At 65.4% G+C, this 25,055-nt stretch carries 24 protein-coding genes and 1 tRNA gene; 10 read left to right on the top strand and 15 right to left on the bottom strand.

Annotated features, from left to right (window positions below; genetic code table 11):
* Positions 1 to 110 precede the first annotated feature (110 nt).
* Positions 111 to 1,592 (bottom strand): 30S ribosomal protein S1, encoded by a 1,482-nt coding sequence (rpsA, locus tag GFY24_RS21290; RefSeq protein WP_153806956.1) that lies wholly within the window; start codon positions 1,590 to 1,592, stop codon positions 111 to 113.
* A gap of 295 nt (positions 1,593 to 1,887) precedes the next feature.
* Here rpsA and GFY24_RS21295 point away from each other — a divergent pair, with 295 nt between their 5' ends.
* Together GFY24_RS21295 and GFY24_RS41165 are read left to right on the top strand one after the other, a co-directional pair.
* Positions 1,888 to 2,760 carry a class I SAM-dependent methyltransferase gene (locus GFY24_RS21295; protein WP_153806824.1) on the top strand — a complete coding sequence of 291 codons (873 nt, stop codon included), beginning with the start codon at positions 1,888 to 1,890 and terminating at the stop codon, positions 2,758 to 2,760.
* A 61-nt stretch (positions 2,761 to 2,821) separates the two neighbouring features.
* Positions 2,822 to 4,399 (top strand): protein kinase, encoded by a 1,578-nt coding sequence (locus GFY24_RS41165; RefSeq protein ID WP_309231134.1) that lies wholly within the window; start codon positions 2,822 to 2,824, stop codon positions 4,397 to 4,399.
* 213 nt (positions 4,400 to 4,612) lie between these two features.
* Here GFY24_RS41165 and GFY24_RS41170 read toward each other — a convergent pair whose 3' ends face one another.
* The gene (locus GFY24_RS41170; protein WP_194852959.1) at positions 4,613 to 4,777 is read right to left on the bottom strand and encodes a hypothetical protein; all 165 of its coding nucleotides are present in this window, start codon (positions 4,775 to 4,777) and stop codon (positions 4,613 to 4,615) included.
* On the bottom strand, positions 4,777 to 5,661 hold the full coding sequence (locus tag GFY24_RS21310) for an SPFH domain-containing protein (protein ID WP_153806825.1): 885 nt from the start codon (positions 5,659 to 5,661) through the stop codon (positions 4,777 to 4,779). The genes GFY24_RS41170 and GFY24_RS21310 overlap by 1 nt, the downstream gene beginning before the upstream one ends.
* A 114-nt stretch (positions 5,662 to 5,775) precedes the next feature.
* Here GFY24_RS21310 and GFY24_RS21315 point away from each other — a divergent pair, with 114 nt between their 5' ends.
* Complete coding sequence (locus tag GFY24_RS21315) at positions 5,776 to 6,333, top strand: TetR/AcrR family transcriptional regulator (RefSeq protein WP_153806826.1); 558 nt, start codon at positions 5,776 to 5,778, stop codon at positions 6,331 to 6,333.
* A 73-nt stretch (positions 6,334 to 6,406) separates the two neighbouring features.
* Positions 6,407 to 8,104: an alpha/beta fold hydrolase gene (locus GFY24_RS21320; protein WP_153806827.1), complete on the top strand. Its 1,698-nt coding sequence runs from the start codon at positions 6,407 to 6,409 to the stop codon at positions 8,102 to 8,104.
* 270 nt (positions 8,105 to 8,374) lie between these two features.
* Here GFY24_RS21320 and GFY24_RS21325 read toward each other — a convergent pair whose 3' ends face one another.
* The gene (locus tag GFY24_RS21325) at positions 8,375 to 9,736 is read right to left on the bottom strand and encodes an FAD-binding oxidoreductase (RefSeq protein ID WP_153806828.1); all 1,362 of its coding nucleotides are present in this window, start codon (positions 9,734 to 9,736) and stop codon (positions 8,375 to 8,377) included.
* A gap of 71 nt (positions 9,737 to 9,807) precedes the next feature.
* Between GFY24_RS21325 and GFY24_RS21330 the strand changes: the two genes are divergently transcribed.
* From GFY24_RS21330 to GFY24_RS21340, 3 genes are read left to right on the top strand one after another with little or no spacing between them, the layout of a single operon-like run.
* The gene (locus GFY24_RS21330) at positions 9,808 to 10,749 is read left to right on the top strand and encodes a LysR family transcriptional regulator (RefSeq protein WP_153806829.1); all 942 of its coding nucleotides are present in this window, start codon (positions 9,808 to 9,810) and stop codon (positions 10,747 to 10,749) included.
* Positions 10,750 to 10,794: 45 nt separating this feature from the next.
* A complete protein-coding gene (locus GFY24_RS21335; RefSeq protein ID WP_309231135.1) occupies positions 10,795 to 11,226 on the top strand; it encodes a helix-turn-helix domain-containing protein in 432 nt (143 codons plus the stop codon).
* Complete coding sequence (locus GFY24_RS21340; RefSeq protein ID WP_153806830.1) at positions 11,223 to 12,113, top strand: alpha/beta fold hydrolase; 891 nt, start codon at positions 11,223 to 11,225, stop codon at positions 12,111 to 12,113. Before GFY24_RS21335 ends, GFY24_RS21340 begins: the two co-directional genes overlap by 4 nt.
* Before the next feature lie 85 nt (positions 12,114 to 12,198).
* On the opposite strand, the gene GFY24_RS21345 is transcribed toward GFY24_RS21340, so the two are convergent.
* From GFY24_RS21345 to GFY24_RS21360, 4 genes are all read right to left on the bottom strand, one after another.
* Positions 12,199 to 12,951: an amino acid ABC transporter ATP-binding protein gene (locus tag GFY24_RS21345; RefSeq protein ID WP_153806958.1), complete on the bottom strand. Its 753-nt coding sequence runs from the start codon at positions 12,949 to 12,951 to the stop codon at positions 12,199 to 12,201.
* A gap of 23 nt (positions 12,952 to 12,974) precedes the next feature.
* Positions 12,975 to 13,931 carry an amino acid ABC transporter permease gene (locus GFY24_RS21350; RefSeq protein WP_153806831.1) on the bottom strand — a complete coding sequence of 319 codons (957 nt, stop codon included), beginning with the start codon at positions 13,929 to 13,931 and terminating at the stop codon, positions 12,975 to 12,977.
* A 9-nt stretch (positions 13,932 to 13,940) separates the two neighbouring features.
* Positions 13,941 to 14,849 carry an ABC transporter substrate-binding protein gene (locus GFY24_RS21355; RefSeq protein ID WP_309231136.1) on the bottom strand — a complete coding sequence of 303 codons (909 nt, stop codon included), beginning with the start codon at positions 14,847 to 14,849 and terminating at the stop codon, positions 13,941 to 13,943.
* 153 nt (positions 14,850 to 15,002) lie between these two features.
* A complete protein-coding gene (locus tag GFY24_RS21360) occupies positions 15,003 to 16,088 on the bottom strand; it encodes an isocitrate/isopropylmalate dehydrogenase family protein (RefSeq protein WP_153806833.1) in 1,086 nt (361 codons plus the stop codon).
* A gap of 129 nt (positions 16,089 to 16,217) precedes the next feature.
* Here GFY24_RS21360 and trxA point away from each other — a divergent pair, with 129 nt between their 5' ends.
* Entirely contained in the window at positions 16,218 to 16,586 is a 369-nt protein-coding gene (gene trxA / locus GFY24_RS21365) for a thioredoxin (protein ID WP_153806834.1), read from the top strand.
* An 82-nt stretch (positions 16,587 to 16,668) separates the two neighbouring features.
* Here the strand turns inward: trxA and GFY24_RS21370 are convergent, their stop codons facing one another.
* Both GFY24_RS21370 and GFY24_RS43000 read right to left on the bottom strand, forming a co-directional pair.
* On the bottom strand, positions 16,669 to 17,091 hold the full coding sequence (locus GFY24_RS21370) for an alpha-isopropylmalate synthase regulatory domain-containing protein (protein ID WP_153806835.1): 423 nt from the start codon (positions 17,089 to 17,091) through the stop codon (positions 16,669 to 16,671).
* Positions 17,092 to 17,184: 93 nt separating this feature from the next.
* A complete protein-coding gene (locus GFY24_RS43000) occupies positions 17,185 to 17,316 on the bottom strand; it encodes a hypothetical protein (protein ID WP_255458710.1) in 132 nt (43 codons plus the stop codon).
* Between the two features lie 244 nt (positions 17,317 to 17,560).
* On the opposite strand from GFY24_RS43000, the gene GFY24_RS21375 reads away from it, so the two are divergent.
* Entirely contained in the window at positions 17,561 to 17,896 is a 336-nt protein-coding gene (locus GFY24_RS21375) for a four-helix bundle copper-binding protein (protein WP_153806836.1), read from the top strand.
* Positions 17,897 to 17,985: 89 nt separating this feature from the next.
* Here the strand turns inward: GFY24_RS21375 and polA are convergent, their stop codons facing one another.
* Positions 17,986 to 20,724 (bottom strand): DNA polymerase I, encoded by a 2,739-nt coding sequence (gene polA, locus GFY24_RS21380; RefSeq protein ID WP_309231137.1) that lies wholly within the window; start codon positions 20,722 to 20,724, stop codon positions 17,986 to 17,988.
* Positions 20,725 to 20,896: 172 nt separating this feature from the next.
* Between polA and GFY24_RS21385 the strand changes: the two genes are divergently transcribed.
* Positions 20,897 to 20,969 (top strand) — tRNA-Trp (locus GFY24_RS21385).
* Positions 20,970 to 21,031: 62 nt separating this feature from the next.
* Here the strand turns inward: GFY24_RS21385 and GFY24_RS21390 are convergent.
* The 4 genes from GFY24_RS21390 to GFY24_RS21405 are packed head-to-tail and all read right to left on the bottom strand — an operon-like array spanning position 21,032 to position 25,030.
* Complete coding sequence (locus GFY24_RS21390; protein WP_375336076.1) at positions 21,032 to 21,808, bottom strand: ABC transporter ATP-binding protein; 777 nt, start codon at positions 21,806 to 21,808, stop codon at positions 21,032 to 21,034.
* Positions 21,805 to 22,773 (bottom strand): ABC transporter ATP-binding protein, encoded by a 969-nt coding sequence (locus GFY24_RS21395; protein WP_153806837.1) that lies wholly within the window; start codon positions 22,771 to 22,773, stop codon positions 21,805 to 21,807. Before GFY24_RS21395 ends, GFY24_RS21390 begins: the two co-directional genes overlap by 4 nt.
* The gene (locus GFY24_RS21400; protein WP_153806838.1) at positions 22,770 to 23,996 is read right to left on the bottom strand and encodes a branched-chain amino acid ABC transporter permease; all 1,227 of its coding nucleotides are present in this window, start codon (positions 23,994 to 23,996) and stop codon (positions 22,770 to 22,772) included. Before GFY24_RS21400 ends, GFY24_RS21395 begins: the two co-directional genes overlap by 4 nt.
* Positions 23,993 to 25,030 (bottom strand): branched-chain amino acid ABC transporter permease, encoded by a 1,038-nt coding sequence (locus GFY24_RS21405; RefSeq protein ID WP_153806839.1) that lies wholly within the window; start codon positions 25,028 to 25,030, stop codon positions 23,993 to 23,995. The genes GFY24_RS21400 and GFY24_RS21405 overlap by 4 nt, the downstream gene beginning before the upstream one ends.
* Positions 25,031 to 25,055: the final 25 nt, after the last annotated feature.

Raw genomic sequence — 25,055 nt, forward strand, 5'->3', positions numbered from 1 at the left:
GACCGCGCGCACCTCGGGATGCGGCTCATGGCCTCCGAGAATAGCGAAAGTCCCCGAGCCCATAGGGACTCGGGGACTTACGACTATCGCGTTACCGCGTCAGTAGCGAATCAGGCGTTGCCCGACAGCTTCTCACGCAGCGCGGCCAGCTGCGCATCGCTCGCGAGCGAGCCACCAGCGGACTCGGTCGACGAGGAGGACGAGGACGACGAAGCGGCAGCCTGCGAACCGGTCTCCGAGGAGTAGTTCTGCGGTCCGCCATTGGCGGCCTCAGCGGCAGCGTCAGCGGCCATCTTCTCCATCTGAGTGGTGTGCATCTTGTGGCGACGCTCGGCCTCGGCGTACCGGCCTTCCCACTCTTCCCGGACCTTGTCCGAACCCTCGAGCCATTCGTTGGTCTCGGGATCGAAGCCCTCGGGGAAGATGTAGTTGCCCTGGTCGTCGTAGCTGTCCGCCATGCCGTACTTGGACGGATCGAACTCGGCGTTGTAGTCCTCGTTCGCCTGCTTCAGCGACAGCGAGATACGACGACGCTCGAGGTCGATGTCGATGACCTTGACCATCGCGTCGTCGCCGACGGCGACAACCTGGTCCGGGACCTCGACGTGGCGCTCGGCCAGCTCGGAGATGTGCACCAGGCCCTCGATGCCCTCTTCGACGCGCACGAAGGCACCGAAGGGAACCAGCTTGGTGACCTTGCCCGGGACGATCTGTCCGATCGCGTGGGTCCGGGCGAACTGACGCCACGGGTCTTCCTGAGTCGCCTTGAGCGACAGCGAAACCCGCTCGCGGTCCAGGTCGACGTCGAGAACCTCGACGGTGACCTCGTTGCCGACCTCGACAACCTCGGACGGGTGATCGATGTGCTTCCAGGACAGCTCGGAGACGTGCACCAGGCCGTCGACGCCACCCAGGTCCACGAAGGCACCGAAGTTGACGATGGAGGACACGACGCCCTTGCGGACCTGGCCCTTCTGCAGCTGGTGCAGGAACTCGGAGCGGACCTCGGACTGGGTCTGCTCCAGCCAAGCGCGACGCGACAGCACCACGTTGTTGCGGTTCTTGTCGAGCTCGATGATCTTGGCCTCGATCTCCTTGCCGACGTACGGCTGGAGGTCGCGGACACGACGCATCTCGACGAGCGAGGCGGGAAGGAAGCCACGGAGACCGATGTCGAGGATCAGGCCGCCCTTGACGACCTCGATGACGGTGCCCTTGACGGCCTCGTCCTTCTCCTTGAGCTCCTCGATCGTGCCCCAAGCCCGCTCGTACTGCGCGCGCTTCTTCGACAGGATCAGGCGGCCTTCCTTGTCCTCCTTGGTGAGAACGAGGGCCTCGACCTCATCGCCCACGGAAACGACCTCATTCGGGTCGACATCGTGCTTGATGGAGAGTTCGCGGGAGGGGATGACGCCTTCGGTCTTGTAACCGATGTCGAGAAGGACCTCGTCACGGTCGACCTTGACGATGGTGCCTTCGACGATATCGCCGTCGTTGAAGTACTTGATCGTCTTGTCGATAGCGGCGAGGAAGTCCTCGGCAGAGCCAATGTCGTTAATGGCTACCTGCGGCGAGGTCACAGTAGTGGGCATATGTGAGGTTGCTCCGGACGGATTGTGGTCGGTAGTGGACATGTGGGCTTTCGGTATCGCTGCGAACACACAGCTGATGGAACTAACGTTGGTCATGCGACAGCACATCGCTGTGGCGGAGCACAACGCTGCCCTGAAAAGCATGCGGACTCACAGCACGATTGTCTGCTCTGCTCGCCCCCGTGAGTTTCCCCAGAGAATCGAGTACAGAAGACACTCGCGGGAAACAGCGTACGCGAGGTCTGTTGTACCAAGCAAACACGGGTCCCCCGGCGCGAGTCGATAGGGTTACGTAATGGCTGAAGATCTCCCCGCGCCCCCAGATGATACCCGGCATGCCGAGGCGAATTCGCTGCTCGGAACGGTGGGAGTGGCGCGCACCAAGATTGACTCCACCGCGAGCGAAAGAGCCAGCCGCCGTTGGTGGGACGCGGACGCCGCCGCCTACCACGAGACGCATGCCGATTTCCTCGGCGTGGATTCGGCTGCGGGCGAGTTCATCTGGTGTCCCGAGGGACTGCACGAGGGTGACTGGCGGCTGCTCGGCGACATTGTGGACAAGCACATTCTGGAGATCGGCTGCGGTTCCGCGCCGTGCTCACGCTGGCTCGCCGCGCACGGTGCCCATCCGGTCGGGCTCGACATCTCGCGGCAGATGCTGGAGCGCGGGCTGACCGCCATGGCCGCGGGCGGGCCGCGGGTGCCGCTGATCCAGGCGGGCGCGGAGGCATTGCCGTTCGCGGACGCGAGTTTCGATATCGCGTGTTCGGCCTTCGGCGGGGTGCCGTTCGTGGCCGACTCCGGCCAGGTGATGAGTGAGGTCGCGCGGGTGCTGAAGCCCGGCGGGCGCTGGGTGTTCTCCGTCAACCACCCCATGCGCTGGATCTTCCCGGACGATCCGGGACCCGAGGGCTTGCGCGCGGCCATCCCGTATTTCGACCGCACCCCGTATGTGGAGCTGGACGCCGATGGCGAGCCCACCTATGTGGAACACCACCGCACCATCGGCGACCGGGTCCGCGAAATCGTCGCGGCCGGGCTGACTTTGGTCGACATCATCGAACCCGAATGGCCGGAATGGCTGGAACGCGAATGGGGCCAGTGGAGTCCGCTGCGCGGTGAAATCTTCCCCGGCACAGCCATTTTCGTCACCGAGAAGCCGCGCTGAGGCCGCCTCGAGGCCGGTCCGGGACTGCCGCGCCGGGCTCGGGTGTGGTAGGCGTAACCAGGTGGAGGAAAGTCCGTTCGGCCGCTATCGACTCCTCGGGCTGCTCGGCGAAGGGGGCATGGGGCGGGTCTATCGCGCCTTCGACACCGAGACCGAGCGGGTCGTGGCGCTCAAGGTGCTGCCGCCACAATTCGCGCATGATCCGGTGTACCGGGAGCGATTCCGGCGCGAGGCGCAGGCGGCGGCGCGGCTGACCGAACCGCACATCATTCCCATTCACGGGTACGGGGAGATCGACGGGCGACTGTTCCTGGATATGCGTCTCGTCGAGGGAATCGACCTGGCCACCGTGCTGAGCGATACCGGGCGGCTCGCGCCCATGCGGGCCGTCGAGACGCTGGCGCAGATCGCCGCGGCGCTCGACGCCGCGCATCGCGCCGGGCTGGTGCACCGGGATGTGAAGCCGTCCAACATACTCACCACCTCGGACGGGTTCGCGTATCTGATCGATTTCGGAATTGCCCGGGGCGACAAGGACTCCGATCTGACCACCGTCGGCGCGGCCATCGGCACCTTCGCGTACATGGCACCCGAACGGCTCGCCAATGACGACTACGACGGGCGCGCGGATGTCTACTCGCTGGCCTGCGTGCTCTACGAATGCCTCGCGGGGTCGAAACCGTTCCCGGGCAACAGCGTTGAGCGGCAGATCGCGGCACATCTGTCCGTGCCGCCGCCGCGCCCATCGGTGAGCACGGCGGGAATCGCCTCCGCTTTCGACGAGGTCGTCGCGCGCGGAATGGCCAAGGCTCCCGACGATCGCTATCCGACGGCAGGAGCACTGATCGAAGCGGCTCGAATTGCCGCCCACAGCAGACCGCGACCGCCGGCCCGCGGGTCCGACGCAGGGTCGGCGGATCCGAATACCGCTGCCACGCAGATCAATCCACTCTCGCCGGCACAGAACCGTCCGGACACCGCGCCCGCCGCGACGGCCGATACCCAGTTCATCCGGCCGGGTACGCCGGATCCCCAATTGATCCGGCGCACCGCGCCGGATCCCGCCAAGCGTTCCTTGAGCGCGCTGGTCTGGGCGGCCGCGTCCGCCATGGCGTTGCTCATCGCGATCGGTGTGGTGGTGGTTCCGATCCTGCGCCAGAGCGATACATCGTCGAATTCGGGCACCGCGCCGGGTTCCCACGCCACCGGTCCCGCGCCCACCGGCACCCTGGCCGTTACGAGCCCGACGACCATCACGGGTCCGAGTGCGACCGCCGGTCCGACCACCACCGTAAGTCCCACGACCACTTCGGCTCCCGTCGACGAGGCGACCCGCTCTGCCGACTTCGTGCGGGAGCACTATGGGCTGCTGCCGAGGAATCCGGCGGCCGCGTGGGCAAGACTGACCTCGCGCTACCAGAGCTATATCGGCGGCTACGACGCCTACCGATCCTTCTGGGGCACAGTCGATTCCGTCACCGTGTGGGATGTGGAGGCGGACCCGGGCTCGTTGACCGTCACCTACCGCCTCTCGTTCCATTACAACGACGGCAAACCGATCGCCACCGAACAGCGCCGCGCACAACTGGTCCGCAATGGCGCCGGCTACCTGATCGACAGTGCCGAACTCATCTCGTGACGCTGGGCGCGGAGCGTGGCTCGACGGTTCGATTCGGCTCTCCCCCGGCGCGAATGTTGAAGGACGCGGGCGGTTTTCCGACGCATTGCAACCAGCGCTCGGCCTGGGACGCCGGTTGCCGCTTCGACTACGAGCACCCGGAATACCCTGGCCGCCGATCGTTACGACGCCGCGCCCGCACCGCGAAGGCGGTGCGGGCGCAGCGGGTCGAGGTTATTTCGGTTCTCGCCCAGCCTGTTTGAGGGCCAGGCGTAGTGCGTACTCGATCTGGGCGTTGATGCTGCGCAGGTCGTCGGCGGCCCATTTGGCGATGGCGTCGTGGACGGTGGGGTCCAGCCGCAGCAGTACTCGCTTCGGCTCGCGTTTGGCCGCCGACATCAGCTGTACAGGGTGCCGGTATTGACGACGGGCTGGGCGGCGCGGTCACCACACAGGACCACCAGCAGATTCGAGACCATTGCCGCTTTACGCTCCTCGTCGAGTTCGACCATGCCCTGTTCGGCGAGGCGTTCCAGGGCCAGGCCGACCATGCCGACCGCGCCCTCGACGATACGGGTGCGGGCCGCGACGATCTGCGAGGCCTGCTGGCGAACGAGCATGGACTGGGCGATCTCCGGGGCGTAGGCGAGGTGGGTGATGCGCGCCTCGATCACCTCGATACCGGCCAGCGCGGTGCGTTCGCGCAGTTCGGTGGTGAGCTCCTCGGCGACCGTCGCGCCGTCGCGCAGGCTGATCCGGGTGCTGTCGTCGTGCGCGTCGTAAGGGTGCGTGGTGGCCAGGTGCCGGACAGCGGCCTCGGACTGGGTCTCCACGTACTGCTCGTAATCGTCGACCGCGAACGCGGCCTTGAAGCTGTCGATCACGCGGTACACGACCACGCACGCGATCTCGACCGGATTCCCGTCCGCCTCATTGACTTTCAGCTTCTGGGTCTCGAAGTTCCTGACCCGCAACGAGATTCCGCGGCGGCTACTGAACGGGGTCACCCAGTGGAACCCGGCCTCGCTCACCGAGCCGATATAGCGGCCGAAGAACTGAACCACCTTGGCCTGGTTGGGATTCACCACCACGAAACCGGTGAGGATCACCACCGCCGCGATCACGCCCAGGATCAGCAGCGCGGCACCGGCCGGAGATCCACCCCCGTCACCGTTCTGCGCATTGCCGATAATCCCGATCGCGACCGCGACCAGAACCCCGAGCAGTACGAACACCCCCAGCATCAGAAACCCGTTCACGCGGAACGCCCGACGCATTTCCATGACATTCTCCTAGTATCGAAGTGATATCACTACGATAGCGCGTAACCAGGTCCGCGCCAAGCACGATCGGGCAATGGTTTGCGAAAATATGTAGATCGGTCTAGTTTTGGCGGCATGGGACAGAAGGGCGCCGAGACGCGGGACCGACTACTGGACGCGACACAGGAGTTGATGGAGACCGCCGGATACCTCGGCGCCGGGCTCAATCAGGTGGTTGCGGTCAGCGGCGCACCCCGCGGCTCGCTCTACTTCCACTTCCCCGGCGGCAAGGACGAATTGGTCGGCGCGTCGATCCGGCGGGCCGGCCAGGCCATCGGCGACAGCTTGGGCGGCCTGGCCGAATCCCAGCCATCGGCAACGGAATTCGTCGACGGCGTGCTGCGGTTCCTCGGCGATCGACTGGAGGAGTCGGGGTGGCGCAAAGGGTGTCCGGTGGCGACCGTCGCATTGGAGACCGCCGCCACCAATGACCCACTGCAACAAGCATGTTCGGAGGTCTACACCGCCTGGGAGGCGGCCCTGCGCACACAACTGGCAGACCGCCCGAATGCCGAAGATCTCGCCGTCACCATCCTCGCCCTGGTGGAGGGTGCGCTGCTGCTCGCCCGCGCACACCGGAGCAGGGAGCCGCTGACTCGCATCGCCCGCCAGGTCGGCGTCCTGTTGAGCTGATATCGGCCCGCCACGATCGGCGGGCCTGCTTTTCGACCACAGAATATGTAGACCGATCTATTAAGGACTCCTCATGGACGCAATCGTGTTCGGCGCCACCGGTTTTCTGGGCCGCTCCCTCGTCGCCGAACTGCTCGGTCGCGGGCAGCGGGTGACGGCCGCCGTCCGCACCGACACCCTCACCCCGTGGCTGATCACCCAGGGCGTCGATACCGGCGGTCTGGAAATCGTCACCGCCGACATCACCCGACCGCTCTCGGGACTGCCGCGGGCGCGCGATGTCTACAACACCGCCGGGCGGTACGCCTTCGGCCTGAGTAACGAGGAGGCGCGCGCGACCAATGTGACCGGGGCACTGAACGTACTCGACTGGGCCGCAACACTTCCCGAGCTACGGCGACTCGTGCACATCAGCGGATACCGGGTAAGCGCGCCCGAGGGGGTGCCCGACTATGCCGGACTCGGCGCGTACGAGGCGTCGAAGTTCGAGGGCGATCTCGCATTGCGCAAGCGGGCCGATGACTTACGGGTGCCGCTGACCATCGCCAATCCCAGCGCCGTGATCGGGCCGGGGCAGCACATCGGCCTGTCCGAGCTGGTACGGGACCTGTGGAATGGGCGGCTCCCCGCGCTGCCCGGCGGACCGGACACCTTCGTACCGATCACGACGATCGACTACATGGTGCGATTTCTCGCCGAGATCCCCACATCGCCTGCGGGCGAACATCATTGGATCCTCGACGACAGCACGCCACTGCTGCCCGAGCTGATCGGAACGATCGCCGAGCACCTGGGTGTGCGGGCGCCACGACGGCACATCCCCGTCGGGCTGCTACGGCGGCTACCGCGCAAGTTGACCGGAGCGGATCCCGAGACGCTGTCGTTCCTGTCCACCGACCGCTACCCGACCGCCTCCGCCCGCGCCCTCGCCGCGAACGCCGGGCTGGAGATGCCGCCCGCCGCCGATGCCCTGCGCGCCTGGGCCGATAACCTGGTGGCCGAACGTTTCGGCGCGGCATCGCCCTGGTCGAGCCCGTACGGTTTCCACGAGGTGGCGGGCAGCCGCACCTGGGTGACCGGCGAGCGGGAGCGCCCCGAACACGTTCTGCTGCACGGATTGCCGATGAATGCCGACCTGTGGGCGCCACTCGCCGAGCACCTGCCGGGCCCGATCCTGGCCCCCGATCTCCCGGGCCTGGGTCGTTCGGCGGCGACCACCGAATCGCTCGATGTTTGGCTGGCCGATCTCATGCGCCCGGTGCGGACCCGCCCGGTACTGGTCGCGCACTCGGCGGCCTGCGGGCCCGCGCTGCGCTTCGCCGTCGATCATCCGGACCGCGTCGGCAAGCTGGTCCTGATTTCCCCGGCCTTCCTGCAGCCGCCCACCGCACGGCTCAGCCGATCGAACCTGGCCGCGCCGATGCTGCGCCGCATGTCCGCCGACCGACTGGCTCGGGCGCTCGGCATCCCCGAGGATGCGGCGGTGCGGAGCGCGGCGGCGGATCTGCACCGTCCCGGAGTAGCCCGCCGGGTGGTCGCGGCCTTGCGCAACGATGTCGGCGAGCGGGCGCGCTCCCGGGCGTTGCTGGACCGGCTGCGCATCCCGGTGCAGATCATCGTGGGCGCGGCCGACCCGCTCAGCACCGCTGTAGATCACCCGGTAGCCGAGATCGCCGGGGCCGGGCACTACCCCCAGCTGACGCATCCCGCCGAGGTCGCGAACCACCTCCTCGCAGCGTCCACCCCGATCGGCCGAAAGCTCAGGGGCTGAGCCGAATTCGGACGGCAGCGGGGGCTGACGGACTCACCCACCGCGCTGTTCGACTTACCGAGAATGAAGTCGTGATGTCGTCGACCAACCCCGTCATTCCCGCGTGCTTTTGGCGGGAATCCACCGAAATCAGCTGAGCCACTTCAGGTGTGGATCCCGGCCAACACGCCGGGATGACGGGACATGGCATCACACCTTGAACCTTTGGTAGACCGCGCCCGTAATCGAAAGCGATTGCGGGCGTGGAGTTTCGGCGCATTGCTGGCCGTATCAGCGGGGAAGGATATTGCGGTTGAAGCGGAAGAGGTTCTGCGCGTCGTACTTCGACTTCAGCGCGGCCAGGCGGTCATAGGTGGCACCGGTGTAGAAACCTCGGGTCTGAGCTTCGTCGGCCTGATCGCCGCCGCCGTACAGGAAGTTCAGGTTCTGGCCGATGGTCCACGGCGCCACTGTCTTTCGGATCCGCTCGAGACCGTCGGTGACGGTGGCGGCGTCCGGGCCGGGCAGGGCGATGGCACGAGCGACATACTCGGCGCCGCGGTGATCCACGGCGATACCGGCCGGGCCCGGACGCCCAAGCGCGCCGCCCATGTGCCGCACACCCGCGACGACCGGGAGCGCGGACTCCGGACCGGTCGCCTCCAGGAAGGCATCGGTGACATCGGCCGGCAGTTCGTCGAGCAACGCGTTGGTGGAGGTGTAGGGGTGCGGGTGCGGCGGATCGTTGTAGATGACGTGAGAGTCGGTGTAGGGCATGAGCTTCAAGGTGTCGGCGAACAGTTCGCCCACCGCGCGCAGCGGTGCGACCAGGCGCTCACCCTCGGCCTGCGAACCGGTGTAGGTGATATTCACCGTTGCCAGGAAGCGCCCGCGCAGGCGCTCCGGGAACTGCGGAATATTCGGCATGGTCATCCAGCCGATATTGGAGGTGAGCTGCTCCGGCAGATGGGTGGTCCACAGCCGCCAGGCCTCCAGTGCCTGCGGCACCAGCGGGCCGTCGAATTGCAGCTGGCCGCCGTAAACCGTTGTCACCGGGACCAATTCGAGCTCCAGTGCGGTGACGATGCCGAAGTTGCCGCCGGTGCCGAGTACCGCGCCGAAGAGTTCGTCACCTGGCTCCAGGCGGCGGGCGCGACCGTCCGCGGTCACCATCTCGATGGCCCGCACATGGTCTGCGGCATAACCGAATTCGCGGGCCATCAGGCCCGTGCCGCCGCCGAGGGTATAGCCGACCACGCCGACCGAATTCGAGGAACCGTTCAGCGGCGCCAGCCCGTGCGCGGCGGCCGCCTCAATCAGCTGCCCGGCCTGCACACCGGCGCCGACGCGGGCGGTACGAGTGGCGGCGTCGATCCGGATATCGGTCATGCGCCGGGTATTGATGAGCACTCCCCCGTCGGCGGCCACCGACAGGCCGTGCCCGGTGGCCTGCACCGCGACCGGAAGTCCTTGCCGGGCAGCGTATTCCACGGCGGCGCGGACATCTTCGGCGTGTGCGGCGGTAATGACGAGCGCGGGGCGATGGGTGTAACCCGTTTGGAAGCCCGAGATCTCGGCCTCGTAACCGCTGTCACCCGGCTGGTGGACCGCGCCGGTGACGGTGGGCAGTTCGGTGTTCGCGTTCTTCGTCATGTTTCCGACTCTGCCCTGCCTGAATTGATAACTCCAACAGATAGTTTTTCTAGTAGCTAGAATCAGTAGTTATGGAACTACGGCAGTTGCGCTACTTCGTCGCCGTCGCCGAGGAGGCCAACTTCACCCGCGCGGCCACCCGCCTGCACCTGACGCAACCCGGGTTGAGCGCGCAGATCAAACAACTGGAACATGAACTGGGACAACAGCTTCTGGATCGATCGACGCGCTCGGTCACGCTCACCCCGGTCGGCGCGGCGGTCTTGACCCATGCCAAGGCGGCACTGGAAGCCGCCGAACGGATCACGCATACCGTGGACGAGTTCACCGGATTGCTGCGCGGGCATGTGCGGGTCGGCATGATCTCCGGCGCGGCCAATGACGAGGTCGATATCGCGCGGGTCCTGGCCGAATACCACCGCGATCATCCGCAGATCGCCATCTCGCTCACCGAGGACACCTCCGAAGCCATGTACGCGGCGCTGCGGCATGGCGAACTCGATATCGCACTGCTCGGCCTCACGGGCGCGGAGCTGGATCCGGCGGTGGAGGCCGAGACCGTCTTCGATTCGGTCATCGTGGCCGCCGTCGCGACCGATGCCACCGGGTTCGGCGATCGCATCACCCTGACCGAACTGTGCGAGCATTCGCTGATCTGCCTGCCGCGCGGTACCGGAATCCGAGGGGTACTCGAGAGATCGTGTGCGACAGCCGGTTTGGTGCCGGATGTGGCGTTCGAAGCCGCCGCGCCGCCGCTGCTCATCCGGCTCGCCGCGCACGGACTCGGAGTGGCGGTGGTGCCGCCGCTCCGCGAGGCCGACGCCGCCGCGCTCGGGGTGCGCATGCTCGATATCGACCCCTCGATGTCGGGCCGCCTGGCGCTCGCCTGGAATCGGGAGCGACCGCTCAGCCCCGCCGCGAAGATCCTGCTCGGCCAGATCCGCATCGCATTCCGCGGCTGGAAGAACCAGGACACGATCTTCGTCGAACGACAGGTACGCATTCTTCCCTAAACGTCCCTATTGCAAGTCACAATAGGGACGTTTACAGTAGTTCGCGTGAACGATCGCCTGTACTCCGTGGAGGAAGTCGCCGAACGCCTCGGCCTGCATGTACGCACCGTCCGAGGCTATGTGCGCGATGGGAAGCTCCCGGCCGTACGCATCGGCAAGCAATACCGCATCGCGCATGCGGATCTGGAGGCCTTCACCGGCCGCCCGGTCCCGGATGCGTTGCGCGAGAACATCTCCCGGCAGCGGTATGCCGAGGTGTCGAGCATTGTCGAGGTCGACGCGGTGGATCGGCGCACCGCCGACCGCGTCTCCACCCTGCTGACCGGTGCGGCGGGCAATCAGCAGGCCGGTGACGAACCGCTGCGTTTCCAGACCTTCTACGACGCCGAACGCGCCCGGCTGAAGATCATCATCGTGGGCGACCTGGGCGCGACCGCCCGGCTGCTCGAATATATGGAAGGGGTGCTCAGCTCATGAGTACGACACACGACTCCCCCGGCGGCACCGCACAATCGACGGTCGCGCCCATCTACAAGTCCGCCGCCGGGGCCGCGGCCATTGCCGAGCAGTATCGAGAGGTACTGCGCGCGTGGCCGATTCCCTCGGAACAGCTGCTGGTGCCGACCCGCGAGGGCGACACCTTCGTCATCGCCGCCGGACCCCGAGACGCGCCGCCACTGGTGCTGCTGCACGGCTCCGGCGCGAACTCGGGCACGTGGCGGGGCGATATCCCGTCCTGGGCAAAGGAATTCCGCGTCTATGCCGTTGATATGGTCGGCGAGCCCGGCGGCAGCGCACCGTCGCGCCCGGTACTGGACTCCGAGGCGGTCGCGCTCTGGCTCGACGATGTCCTTGCGGGACTCGGTATTTCGAGCACGGCTGTCGCGGCGATCTCGCTCGGCGGCTGGACCGCACTGGATTACGCCATTCGCCGCCCCGAGCGGGTCACCCAGTTGGCGCTGTTGTGCCCCGGCGGTGTCGGCAAGCAACGCTACGGCTGGATCCTGAAGGCCATCGTCCCGCGCCTGCTCGGCCGCCACGACCTGCACAGCTCCGCTCGCACGGTGACCGGATTGCAGGGTCCGCATCTGGATGCGGTGGTGGACGAGATCGCCCTGACCTTCACCCACTTCAATCCGCGCCGGGAACGCCTGCCGCGCTTCACCGATACGCAATTGCGGGGTCTCACCATGCCGGTGCTGACCATCGTCGGCGAACGCGATGTCATGTTCGACTCCGCCGAAACCGCCCGCCGCATAACCCGTTTCGTTCCCGATGCCAAAGTTCAGGTGTTGCCCGGGATCGGCCACGCCATCCTCGACCAGACGAATATGATCCTGGACTTCCTCCGCGCCGGCGCCTGAGCTCGAATCCACCTGGCTGGGCCTGGCTCGCACGCACCAGCCCCCGCTCCGAATCGCGGAGCGGGGGCTGAAAGGTGTTGTCCTGCTACAGAATGCGGGACAGGAACGCCTTGGTGCGGTCGTGCTGGGGGTTGGCGAGTACCTCGCGCGGATTACCCGCCTCGACGACCACGCCACCGTCCATGAAGACCAGCTGATCGGCGACCTCACGGGCGAAGCCCATTTCGTGCGTCACCACGATCATGGTCATACCGTCGGCCGCCAGTTCGCGCATGACACCGAGGACCTCACCGACGAGCTCCGGATCGAGCGCCGAGGTGGGCTCATCGAAGAGCATCAGCTTGGGGTCCATGGCCAGTGCCCGTGCGATTGCGACGCGCTGCTGCTGGCCGCCCGAGAGCTGCGCCGGATACGAATCGGCCTTGTCCGCCAAGCCGACTCGATCCAGGAGCGTGCGGGCGCGTTTCATCGCGTCGGCCTTCTTGACCTTCTTCACCTGGGTCGGAGCCTCGATGACATTCTCGAGCACGGTCCGGTGAGGGAAGAGGTTGAAGTGCTGGAACACCATGCCGATATCGCGGCGCTGCCGGGCGGCATCGCGCGGATGGAGTTCATACAGCTTGCCGGCCTTCTCGCGATAGCCGACGAGTTCGCCGTCCACATACAGCCTTCCGGCGTTCACATCCTCCAGATGGTTGATGCAGCGCAGGAAGGTGGACTTACCGGAGCCGGACGGCCCGATGAGGCACATCACCTCACCGCGATTGACCTCCAGTGAAATGCCCTTCAGCACATTGAGTGCGCCGAAGTTCTTGCACACCCGATCGGCGCGCACCATCGGCGTCGCGGAATCGTTGGTACTCAATGCGCTTCCACCCCCGCACGCTGCTGTACAGCGGCCAACGCCTTCAACTGCTTTCCGGTCAGCTTGCGCGAGGAGCCGCGCGAGTAGTACCGCTCCAGATAGAACTGCCCGACCATGAGCACACTGGTGACCGCGAGGTACCAGGTGGCCGCGACCAGCAGCAGCGGAATCGGCTGGAAGTTGACGCCGTAGATATCGCGCGCCCGGCCGTACAGGTCGGTGGTGAGCGGGATGGCGGTGACCAGCGAGGTGGTCTTGAGCATGGAGATCAGCTCATTACCGGTCGGCGGGATGATCACCCGCATGGCCTGTGGCAGCACCGTGCGGGTCATGGTCTGCGACCACGACATGCCCAGCGCCGTCGACGCCTCACGCTGCCCGTCGTCCACGGAATTGATTCCGGCACGGACGATTTCGGCCATATACGCGGCCTCGTTCAAACCCAGGCCGACCATGGCGAAGAAGAACGGCGCCGACCAGTGCTGCACATCGAAGTGCGCGAACGACGGACCGAACGGCACACCAACGGTGATCGTCTTGTACAGCGACGGGAACAGGCCCCAGAACACCAACTGCACGTAGACGGGGGTCCCGCGGAAGATCCACAGGTATACCCACGCCACCGAGCGCAGCACCGGATTCGGCGACAGCCGCATGACGGCCAGCAACACACCGAGCACCACGCCGATGGCCATGGCCAGCACCGTGAGCTCCAGGGTGACCATCGCACCGGAGGCGATCTTGCTGTCCCGCAAGTACTTGAAGTAGGTGTCCCAGTGATACGCCGGATTGGTCTTGGCGCCGTAGAGGAACAGTGCGACCAGTGTCAGTAGCACGGCCGCGGCGATCCACCGGCCCGGCCGACGCAGCGGAATCGCTTTGATCGGTTCGGGCTCGGTGGATTTCGCGATCGTCACAGCCGAGGCTGCGGAATTACTCTCGTCCTGCGACATGGTGGGTTATCAGCCCTGTGCTCCGTTGATGACGGACTTGGTGATCACGCCGTCCTGAACGCCCCAGTTCTCGGCGATCTTCTTGTACTGCCCGTTGTCGATCAGGTACTGCACGGCCTCCTGCAGCACGGGACCGATCGACGAACCCTTCTTCACCGGCCAGCCGTACGGCGCGGAGTCGAAGATGGAACCCGAGGGCTCGATGGTGCCCTGGTTCTGCTTGATGGCGTACGCGGTCACCGGCGAATCGGCGGACATGGCGTCGACCTGACCGTTGACCAGCGCGGTGGCCGCGGCACTCTGCTCGTCGTAGGCGACCTTGGTGATCTCCGGCTTACCGGCGGCGACACACGCCGCGCTCTTGGCCGGAATCTCGTCGGTGTCCTGAACAGTGGTGCGCTGCACGGCGACTCGCTTACCGCAGGCATTGTTCGGGTCGATCGTCTTCCCCTTCTGCTGGGCCCACTGGCTGCCCGCGGTGAAGTAGGTGACGAAGTCGGCGGTCTTCTCGCGCTCCTTGTTATCGGTGAACGAGGACATGCCGAGGTTGTAGGTACCGGCCTCGATACCCGGGATGATCTTCTCGAAGTCGGCTTCCTTGTAATCGGCCGACAGGCCGAGCACCTTGGCCACCGCGTCCATCAGATCGACGTCGTAGCCGACGATCTTGCCCGAACCCGGATCCTTGTACTCGTTGGGCGAGTACGGGGTGTTCACGCCGACGAGCAGCTTGCCCGAGCTCTTGATGTCCGCGGGCACCTTGGCGGCGATGGTGTCGACCTTGGACACATCCACCTTCGCCACATCGGGCGCGTTGGAATCCGAGTTGCTGGTACACGCGGTCAGCACCAGGGCGCCACCCGCGACTACGCAGGCGGCCCGCAGGGCACGCCCGCGGAGAGAGTTACGAACAGACACAGCAGTCCTCCACAGTTCGGTCACGCGACATCCGGACGTCGCCCGCCGTTTTGAAATGTAGGCGGTTCGTACATTCCATGCCGGTCGGTAACCGAACATTAATCGGCGACACGCCGAAGCGTGGCCGATACACGCCCGGTTCCGGAAGTGCGCTCACCAGCGGTGCAGCCGGGCGCGCACCTGCTCGGTGAATTCGGTGGTAGATGCTAACCCACCCAAATCGGAAGTAGCGACTCCGGCCCGCAACGTCTCCGCAACCCCGTGTTCGATTCGCTCGGCCACCCGTCGCAGCGCACTATGCGAACAGCGGGTCGCCAACCAGCGCAGCAGTAACGCGGCAGAGAGCATGAGCGCCACCGGATTCGCGCGATTGTGGCCGGTGAGCGTGGGCGCGGCACCGTGCACGGCCTGCGCCATGGCCTGGTCATCCGAACAGTTCAGCGAGGCCGCCAAACCCAGAGAACCAGTCAATTCCCCGGCCAGATCCGACAGGATGTCGCCGAAGAGATTCTCGGTGACGATCACGTCGTAATCCCCCGGCGCGCGGACCAGATGCGCGGCCGCGGCATCGACGTGCTCATCGGTCACCTCGATATCCGGGTACCGGGTGGCGATCTCGTAGCACACGTCCCGGAACAGGCCCATGGTCACCGGCAGCACATTCGCCTTGTGCACGATGGTGACCTTCTTGCGGCGATCGCTCGCGCCGTCGAAGGCCAGCCGCGCGACACGCTCGATGGCCTGACGCGTGAACACGCCGATGGCCATTGCCATATCGGCGGTCGGACGGAATTCGCCGGAGCCGGTGAACATATTGCGATCGGCGTACAGGCCCTCGCTGTTCTCCCGCACGATCACCAGATCCATCTCGGGCGCGACCGAACGCACACCCGCGATGGTCCGCGAGGGACGCACATTGCCGTACAGGCCGAAACGCTTTCGCACCGCGCCCGCCGGCGGCAGACCGGTGCGATGCTCCGGCGCGTACGAGGCACTGTCGTGCGGGCCCATGATCCAGCCCTCGAGACCTTCGAGGACCCGCAGCGTCGACTCGGGCATGGGGTCACCGAATTGTTCGATCGCGGTGTGACCGATCGGCAAATGCACCCACTCCACCGCGGTCAGGCCTACCACCTCGAAGGCATCGTCCACCACATCGCGGGTCGCCCGCACAATCTCCGGGCCGATGCCGTCACCCTCGATCAGGCCCAGCCGGAGCCGAGTCTCGCTGTCGCTCATGCCGGTCATCCTCGCGCAAACGCCACAGCGGCCACCCGGCGGCACGCGGTTGGCCGCTACCGTAGTGGGTAAAGGGAAGAGAACCGCCCGACCCGGTGTTGGACCGGAAAATCGACATGAGAGGACGTCATGGCCACCCAGACACTGACCGAGCAGAACTTCGATGACATCGTCACCAAGAGCGACGTGGTTCTCGTCGACTTCTGGGCTGCGTGGTGCGGTCCGTGCCGTTCGTTCGCCCCCACCTTCGAGTCGTCCTCGGAGAAGCACCCGGATGTGGTGCACGGCAAGGTCGACACCGAGGCCGAACAGGGCCTGGCCGCCGCCGCGAATATCCGGTCGATTCCGACCATTATGGCTTTCCGCGAGGGCGTGCTGGTTTTCGCGCAGCCCGGCGCACTTCCGCCCGCCGCGCTCGAGGATCTCATCGGGCAGGTGAAGGAGCTCGATATGGACGAGGTCCGCAAGCAGCTCGCCGAGCAGCAGGCCCAGGCTTAGCCTGGCGCGAAATGCGTTGGCACCGCCGGTAATTCACGCACCGAATGCGCCGCAATCCCCGAAAGGGTTGCGGCGCATTCGTTTACGCGAAGGTGTTGATACCGGCGATCATGGCGCGGACCGTGGACTCGGCACTGTCATCGGCGATGGCGGCACCCCAGCCGCGGCGGCCGTTGAACTCGCACTGCACGAAGGTGGCGGTGCCGGTTTCGGTGTGGCGCTGATGGAATCGCAGGATCTCCACCGGATAGCCCTCGTCGTACAGGGCCGAGGTGAGCGCCGCGACCGGGCTCCCGGACGCCGTGACGGTGCGCAGGTGACCGGCGAACTCCAGGGTCGCGGTGAAATCCGCGGCTCGGAGGTGAGTCCATTCGCCGAGCTTGACCGCGCCCGCATAGCGGCAGTAGCGATCATGGAACTCGGTTGGACTCATACCGGCGCTTTCGGCCCGCAGGCTCGCGGGGGCAGCGGCGATGAACGTGTGTATATCGATTGTGAGTGTCATTGAACTAGGTCTTCCCGACTTCTTCTCAGAAATTGGCAGAGGGGACCAGCGCAAAAAAAAGTTCAAACGGCCGCAGCGAGGGGCCGGTCCGAATCAGACCCCGCTACGGCGGAGAACTACGAGTACGCGCTCGACAGCCACCGTCGCGGTGAGCGGAACAATCGCTGCGCGGTCGCGGTCGGCGACATCGAGCGCAGCGTTGCGGCTGTTGAGGGGATTCGGCACGGCACCGAGCATAGGGGCAGGCCCTCGCATTGGCAACCATATTCGCATTCGACCCACGGGTAACTTCGTCGCAGGTCATCAGGTGTGTGGCGCAGGCCATACCGCCTAGCGACGGCAAGCACAGCAACCAGCCTCGTATGGCACGACTTCCATGGTTCCGGGCGCGGGCAACAACGGATGTCACAATGGGCAAACCTTGCCGGACGCTCGTTCCAACCCTCCGTGAACAACCGGGAGCAATACGATGACCGATCCGAAGATCATGAGCACCATCAACCATTTGTTCGGCTGTCACCGCACCTGCGTCCGCCAAACCGGCGAATCCCTGGACCTGAGTGGGGAACACGCCGCCCGCGCGCATATCGCCCAACTGATGGACTGTGCGGCCATCTGCCGCCTCACCGCCGACATCCTGGACCGCCGCTCCCCCTGGGCCCTGGCGCTGTGCGAGCTCACCGCCCAGGTGTGCACCGCCACCGCGGAGAGCTGCGAACAACTCGACGAGAAGATCTGCGCCCGCACCTGCCGCGAAACCGCTGACGTACTAACGATTCTCGCGGCTCAGCTCGCGGAGAGCTGACCCGAAGAGCCCGCCCCGGCGGACTTCCCCATCACATACCGCAGGCCGTGCTCGACAGAGCACGGGCTGCGAGGTCTGGTGCGGTTCCGCTAGTGGGCGGCGGAGTCCCAGCTGCGGCCTACGCCGACGGAGACCTCGAGCGGGACCGAGAGTTCGATGGCGTTCGACATGTGTTCGCGGGCAAGGGATTCGAGTTGTTCGCGTTCGCCGGGGGCAACTTCGAAGATGAGTTCGTCATGCACCTGCAGGAGCATGCGGGATTTGAGGCCCGCGGCGGCGACGGCGCGCTGGGTGTCGATCATGGCGACCTTGATGATGTCGGCGGCCGTGCCCTGGATGGGGGCGTTCAGGGCCATGCGTTCGGCGGCCTCGCGGCGCTGACGGTTCGACGAGTCGAGGTCGGGGAGGTAGCGCCGGCGGCCGAAGAGGGTTTCGGTGTAGCCGGTCTTGCGGGCCAATTCGACTGCCTCGCGCAGGTATTCGCGGATCGCGCCGAAGCGTTCGAAGTAGACGTCCATCTGCGCCTTGGCCTCTTCGGCGCTGATCTTCAACTGCTGGGACAGGCCGTAGGCGGAGAGTCCATAGGCCAGACCGTAGGACATGGCCTTGATGCGGCGGCGCAGCTCCGGATCGACCTCGGTGATCGGAATGTCGAATGCCTTGGAGGCGACGAAATTGTGCAGATCCTCGCCGGAGTTGAATGCCTCGATGAGGCCCTCGTCCTTGGAAAGGTGCGCCATGATGCGCATTTCGATCTGGCTGTAATCCGCGGTCATGAGCGATTCGAACCCCGGACCCACCACGAACGTATCGCGAATACGACGACCCATATCGGTGCGGATCGGAATGTTCTGCAGATTCGGCTCGGTCGAGGACAGGCGACCCGTCGCGGCGACCGTCTGATTGAAGGTGGTGTGAATCCGCCCGTCGTCGGCGACCGACTTGAGCAGGCCGTCGACCGTCACCTTCAGCCGGGTGGCGTCACGGTGTTCGAGCATATGCTGCAGGAACGGGTGCTGGGTCTTCTCGTAAAGCCCTTCCAGCGCATCGGCATCGGTGGTGTAACCGGTTTTGGTGCGCTTGGTCTTGGGCATGTCGAGTTCGTCGAACAGCACCACCTGGAGCTGTTTGGGCGAGCCCAGGTTGATCTGCTTGCCGATCACCCCGTAGGCGGCCTGTGCGGCCTCGGCGACACGGTTGGCGAATTCGCCTTGCAGTTCATCCAATTGGGCGGAGTCGACCGCGATACCGGCGGCCTCCAGATCGGCGAGCACGCTGAGCAGCGGCAGTTCCATATCGCCGAGCAGCGCGGTGGATTCGATGCGCTCGAGTTCGGCGTCGAAGGCGTCGGCGAGGTCGGAAACCGCTCGGGCGCGCAGCATTTCGCCCTTGGCGACCTCTTCGTCGACCTGGTCCTCGTCATCGAGCAGGGACAGCTGGGTTTCGCCGGTGTCCTCCACGCGCAGTTCGCGACTCAGGTAGCGCAGTGAGAGGTCGTCGAGGTTGAAGGTGCGCTGGCCGGGCCGCACCAGGTAGGCGGCGATGGCGGTATCGCTGCTGAGCCCGCCGAGTGTCCAGCCGCGACCGCGTAGCGCGTGCATGGCGGATTTGGCCTCGTGCAGGGCTTTCGGGGTCTCCGGATCGGCGAGCCAGGCGCCGAGCGCGGCTTCGTCCTCCGGGGTGAGGGTGTGTACGTCGAGGTAGCCGCCTTCACCGTCGGCGGCGGCCAGGGCGATGGCCTTCACGTCACCGTGCACCGGGTTGCCGACGCCGACAACCGAAACACCGTGCCGGACACCGGCTTTGGCGTGCTCCGCCAGCCACCCGGCCAATGCGCCGGGGGCGATGGCCGCACCGCTGATGTCGAACCCGACCTCGGCTTCGGCCTCGACCGGGGCGAGGGTGTCGAACAGCCGATCGCGCAGCACCCGGAATTCGAGTTCGTCGAAGAGCCGATGGATCTTGTCCCGATCCCACGGCTGCATACCCAGCTGATCCGGGGTGTACGGCAGCGGCACCTCCTTCACCATCTCGGTGAGCTGGCGGTTGAGGATCACGCTGGAAAGGTTGGCGCGCAAGGCATCTCCGACCTTGCCCTTGACCGTGTCGACCTTGTCCACGAGTGCGTTGAGGTCACCGTATTCGCGGATCCACTTGGTGGCGGTCTTCTCCCCCACGCCCGGAATACCCGGCAGATTGTCACTCGGGTCGCCGCGCAGCGCCGCGAAATCCGGGTACTGCGCCGGGGTGAGCCCGTACTTCTCCTCGACGGCCGCCGGGGTGAACCGGGTCAGCTCCGAGACACCCTTCTTCGGGTACAGCACGGTCACATTGTCATTGACCAGTTGCAGCGAATCCCGGTCGCCGGTGACGATCAGCACCCGGAATCCCTGCGGCACCGCCTGCGTCACCAGCGTGGCGATCACATCATCGGCCTCGTACCCGTCGATGGCCATCACCGGAATCCCCAGCGCCCCCAGCACTTCCTGGGTGGTCTCCACCTGCCCCCGGAACTCATCCGGCGTGCTGGCCCGATTCGCCTTGTACTCCGGATAAGCCTCGGTCCGAAACGTCTTCCGGCTCACATCGAACGCCGCCGCCACATGGGTGGGCTTCTCATCCCGCAACAAATTGATCAACATCGCGGTGAACCCGTACACCGCATTGGTGGTCTGCCCACCTGCCGTCTTGAAGTTCTCCGCCGGCAACGCATAGAACGCGCGATATGCCAGCGAATGCCCATCCAACAGCAGCAATGTCGGCTGCTCGGCGGAGGCATCGGGAACGGAGACGGCACTCGGCCGTTGATCGGTAGAGGCAGGGGTCACGCAGGAGAGTCTAGGGACGTGCACCGACACATGGGGGAAGCGGGCACTTTCGCCGCGCCCACCGGCCGACACAGGTCGCACGGCCGCCGCCGGCCGGTCCCCCACCAGCGCCTGGAAATCCGATTTCGCGTCGGCGGCGGGTCCTGATAATCTTGCCGCGCACAACATGCCAAGGGGCGTAGCTCAACTGGCAGAGCAGCGGTCTCCAAAACCGCAGGTTGCAGGTTCAAGTCCTGTCGCCCCTGCAATATTCGGGCCGGTTACCCATCAGGGTGACCGGCCCGAATGCCGGTGCCGAGCAGGCGAATCAGCCGACGCCGAGGTAGGCGGATTTGACTGCCGGGTCGTGCAGGAGGTCTCGGCCCGCGCCGGTTTTGGTGACTTCGCCGGTTTCGAGAATGTAGGCGCGGTCGCTTCGGGTCAGGGCCTGCTGGGCGTTCTGCTCGACCAGCAGGACCGTGGTGCCCTGGGCGTTGATGTCGGCGATGATTTTGAAGATCTGCTGGATGACCATGGGGGCCAAGCCCATTGACGGTTCGTCGAGCAGGAGCAGCTTCGGGCGGGCCATCAGGGAGCGGGCGATGGCCACCATTTGCTGTTCACCGCCGGAGAGGGTGCCGCCGACCTGCTTCTGGCGTTCCTGTACGCGCGGGAAGAGCGAGAAGATCCATTCCAGGGTGTGGTTGTACTCGACCCTGTTCTTGAATGGGCGTGAGTAGCAACCCATGTCGAGGTTTTCCTGGACCGTCATACCGGGGAAGACGCCGCGGCCCTCGGGGGCTTGGATGAGGCCCAGGCCCACGCGTTCGTGCGCTTTCACCCGGGTGATATCGCGGCCCTCGAAGAGGATTCGGCCGCGACCCAGTGGGAGCAGACCGGAGAGGGCGCGCATGGTGGTGGTCTTGCCCGCGCCGTTCGCACCCAGCAGGGTGACCAGTTCACCCGGTGCGACGGAGAGCGAAATGCCATGCAGGGCTTGGATTCTGCCGTAGCTGACGACCATATCGTCGACCTGCAACAGCGCATCGGGATCCGCGCCCGGCATATCTCCCTTGGCGGCAGGCGAATTCGTCGGCAATGTCATTGATCCGCACCCACTTCCTCATCGGGGACGCCCAGGTAGGCGGCGATCACCTTGGGGTTGTCCCGGATCTCCGCGGGCAGTCCGTCGGCGATCTTGCGGCCGAATTCGAGCACCACAATACGGTCGGTCACGCCCATGACCAGGCGCATATCGTGCTCGATGAGCAGCACCGTGAAACCGTCGTCACGAATTTTGCGGATCAGATCCATGAGCGCGGACTTCTCGCTCGGATTGAATCCGGCCGCGGGTTCGTCCAGGCACAGCAATTTCGGCTCGGTGGCCAGCGCACGGGCGATCTCCAGGCGGCGCTGATCGCCATAGGAGAGGTTGCGCGCCTTCTCGACCGCGCGCGGGGCGATGCCGACGAATTCCAGCAGCGCCATACCGCGTTCGATGGCGTCCCTCTCCTCGCGGCGGTGCCGCGCGGTGCGGAAGACCGCGCCCGGCACCGAAGTGTGGTGCCGCGCATCGGTTCCCACGACAACATTCTCCAGCGCCGTCATCTCCTGGAACAGCCGCACATTCTGGAAGGTGCGGGCGATACCCAGGCGGGTGATCTCATTGCGCTTGGATTTGGTGAGCGGTTTGCCGTCGAACGACACAGTGCCCGAGGACGGGCGGTACACACCGGTAATGGCGTTGAAGCAGGTGGTCTTGCCCGCGCCATTGGGTCCGATCATGCCGAGGATTTCGCCACGGCGGATCTCGAAGCTCACATTGTCCAGTGCGGTGAGGCCGCCGAATTTCACCGTCAGCCCGTCGGTGCGCAGTAGCGACGCACCCACGGCGGTTTCGATTTCACGATGCGGCGCAACAACTTCCGCGACGACTTCGGCGTCCTTGTAGATCGGCAGGACCTCGGTGACATCGAGCGTCCCCGCGGCCTGCCTGACCTCCTCGGTGGTGTAACCGGCCGCCATATCCTCATTGTCGAACAGCGCGCCACCCGCGCCCGGCCCGGTCATCGCTGCCCTCCAGTGGTTTCGACGGGCGTGCGGTGAACCGCGCGGTAGACCGTGCGTCCGTAGGCGAGCAGTTTCTGCCGCACCGGGAACAAACCCTGCGGCCGGAAGATCATGACCACCACCAGCGTGACGCCGTAGAACAGATACTTGTAGTCGCCGAGCGACTGCCCGCCGATATTCACCGACATGAACCGGTTCGGCAGATACACGATCAGGAACGCGCCGACGATGACACCCAGTTTATTGCCCTGACCGCCGATCACCACCGCGCACAGGAACAGCATCGAATTGATGATGTTGAATCCGGTCGGATTGATGAACTGCACCTGACCGGCGTACAGCGCACCCGACATACCGCCGATGCCCGCGCCGATCATGAACGCCCACAGCTTGAATTTGAAGGTCGGGACGCCCATCATCTCGGCGACGTCCTCGTCCTCGCGAATCGCCACCCAGGCGCGGCCGACCCGGCTGCGCTCCAGATTGCCGACGAACAGCAGCACGATGACCACCAGGGTCATGCCGAGCCAGAACCACCAGGCGCCGGAGTTGGCCCGGTCCAACAGGTTCGAGCTGTTCTTGTCGCCGAGATTGCCGGAGGAGAAGTACCCGTCCGGATGCGTCTCGGAGACTCCGACGCGCGGATACGCGATACGGGACAGGCCGAGGCTGCCATTGGTGATATCACCCAGATTGTCGGCGAGCAGACGCACGATCTCACCGAAACCGAGGGTGACGATGGCCAGGTAATCACCGCGCAGCCGCAGCGTCGGCGTACCCAGGATCAGGCCGGAGATCGCGGTGACCAGGATCGCCAGCGGCACACAGACGATCCAGGCCCAACTCGGGCTCAGCCAGCCGTCGGTTTGATTCCACGGACTGTTCGGACTGGTGAGCAGACCGACCGTGTACGCGCCCACCGCATAGAAGCCGACATAGCCGAGATCGAGCAGACCGGCTTGGCCGACAACGACATTCAGCCCGACGGCGATCAGCGCCGTCATGGCGAACTGCGCCATCACACCGGAGAAACTGGTGCCCGGCGTATCGAGCAGCGGCGGCGGGAACAGCGGTAGCAGCGCGAGCAGGATGATCACCGGCACGCCGACGCCCCACTGCGCGGGACGGGACAGCCCACCCCACCAATCACGCAGGGAGTCGCCGATACCGCGACCCTTCGGCTCGGACTTCGGTTGTGGTGCAGCGGATTTCGATATCGTCATACCCGCGCCCTCCCCAGGCTCTCACCGAGAATGCCGGTGGGACGGAACATGAGCACGGCCACCAGCACCACGAACGCGACAACATCACGCCACTGGGTGCCGAACAGAATCTGACCGTAATTCTCCGCGAGTCCGAGCAACAGACCACCCAGCAGCGCACCACGCAGATTGCCGATACCACCGAGCACCGCGGCACTGAATGCCTTGATACCCAGGATGAATCCGCCCGAGTAGATGATGCCGTTCGGGATCTTCAACGTGTACAGCATGGCCGCCGCGCCGGCGAGCAGACCGCCGAGCAGGAAGGTGAGCATGATGATCCGCTCCCGCGACACACCCATCAGGGTGGCGGTATCCGGATCCTGCGCCACCGCGCGAATACCGCGGCCGAATTTGGTTCTGTTGATGAGGATTTCGGTGGTGGCCGCCAAAATGATCGCGGCCACGATGATCACGATGGTCACGTTCGAGACCGAAGCGCCGAAGAGGGTGAACTGCTCGGTGGGTTGCACCAGCATGATCGGCTGCTGCGCGTTGGTGCCGCCGAGCTTGGTCGAGAACTTCGGCAGCACATAGTGCACGAACTCCTGCAGCACGAACGACATGCCGATCGCGGTGATCAGGAAGATGAGTGGTTTGGCCCCGCGCTTACGCAGCGGGCGATAGGCGATGCGTTCCAGGCCGACCGCGGTCGCACCCGAGACCAGCATGCCGAAGATCATGGCTACCAACAGGTAGACGACGGTGAGGACGATGCCTTCGGAGTACACATTGCCGCTGGGCGAGAATCCGACCACCATCAGACCGATGTACTGACCGAACATGCCCACCATGAAGATTTCCGAATGGGCGAAATTGATCAGTCGCAGCACACCGTAGACCAATGTGTAGCCGACCGCTACCAGAGCGTAGATCGAGCCGTAAGCCAAGCCGTCCACGGTGAGTCGCCAGAATTGGTCGACCACGCCCGAGACGTTGAATTCGATGGACCCGTTGGCAAGCAGAGCCGCATCGGCCAATAGGGATGAAGACATTCAAAACTCTCGCCGTAGAGGAAGC

It is taken from the genome of Nocardia sp. SYP-A9097 (assembly GCF_009649815.1).
GTDB lineage: Bacteria > Actinomycetota > Actinomycetes > Mycobacteriales > Mycobacteriaceae > Nocardia.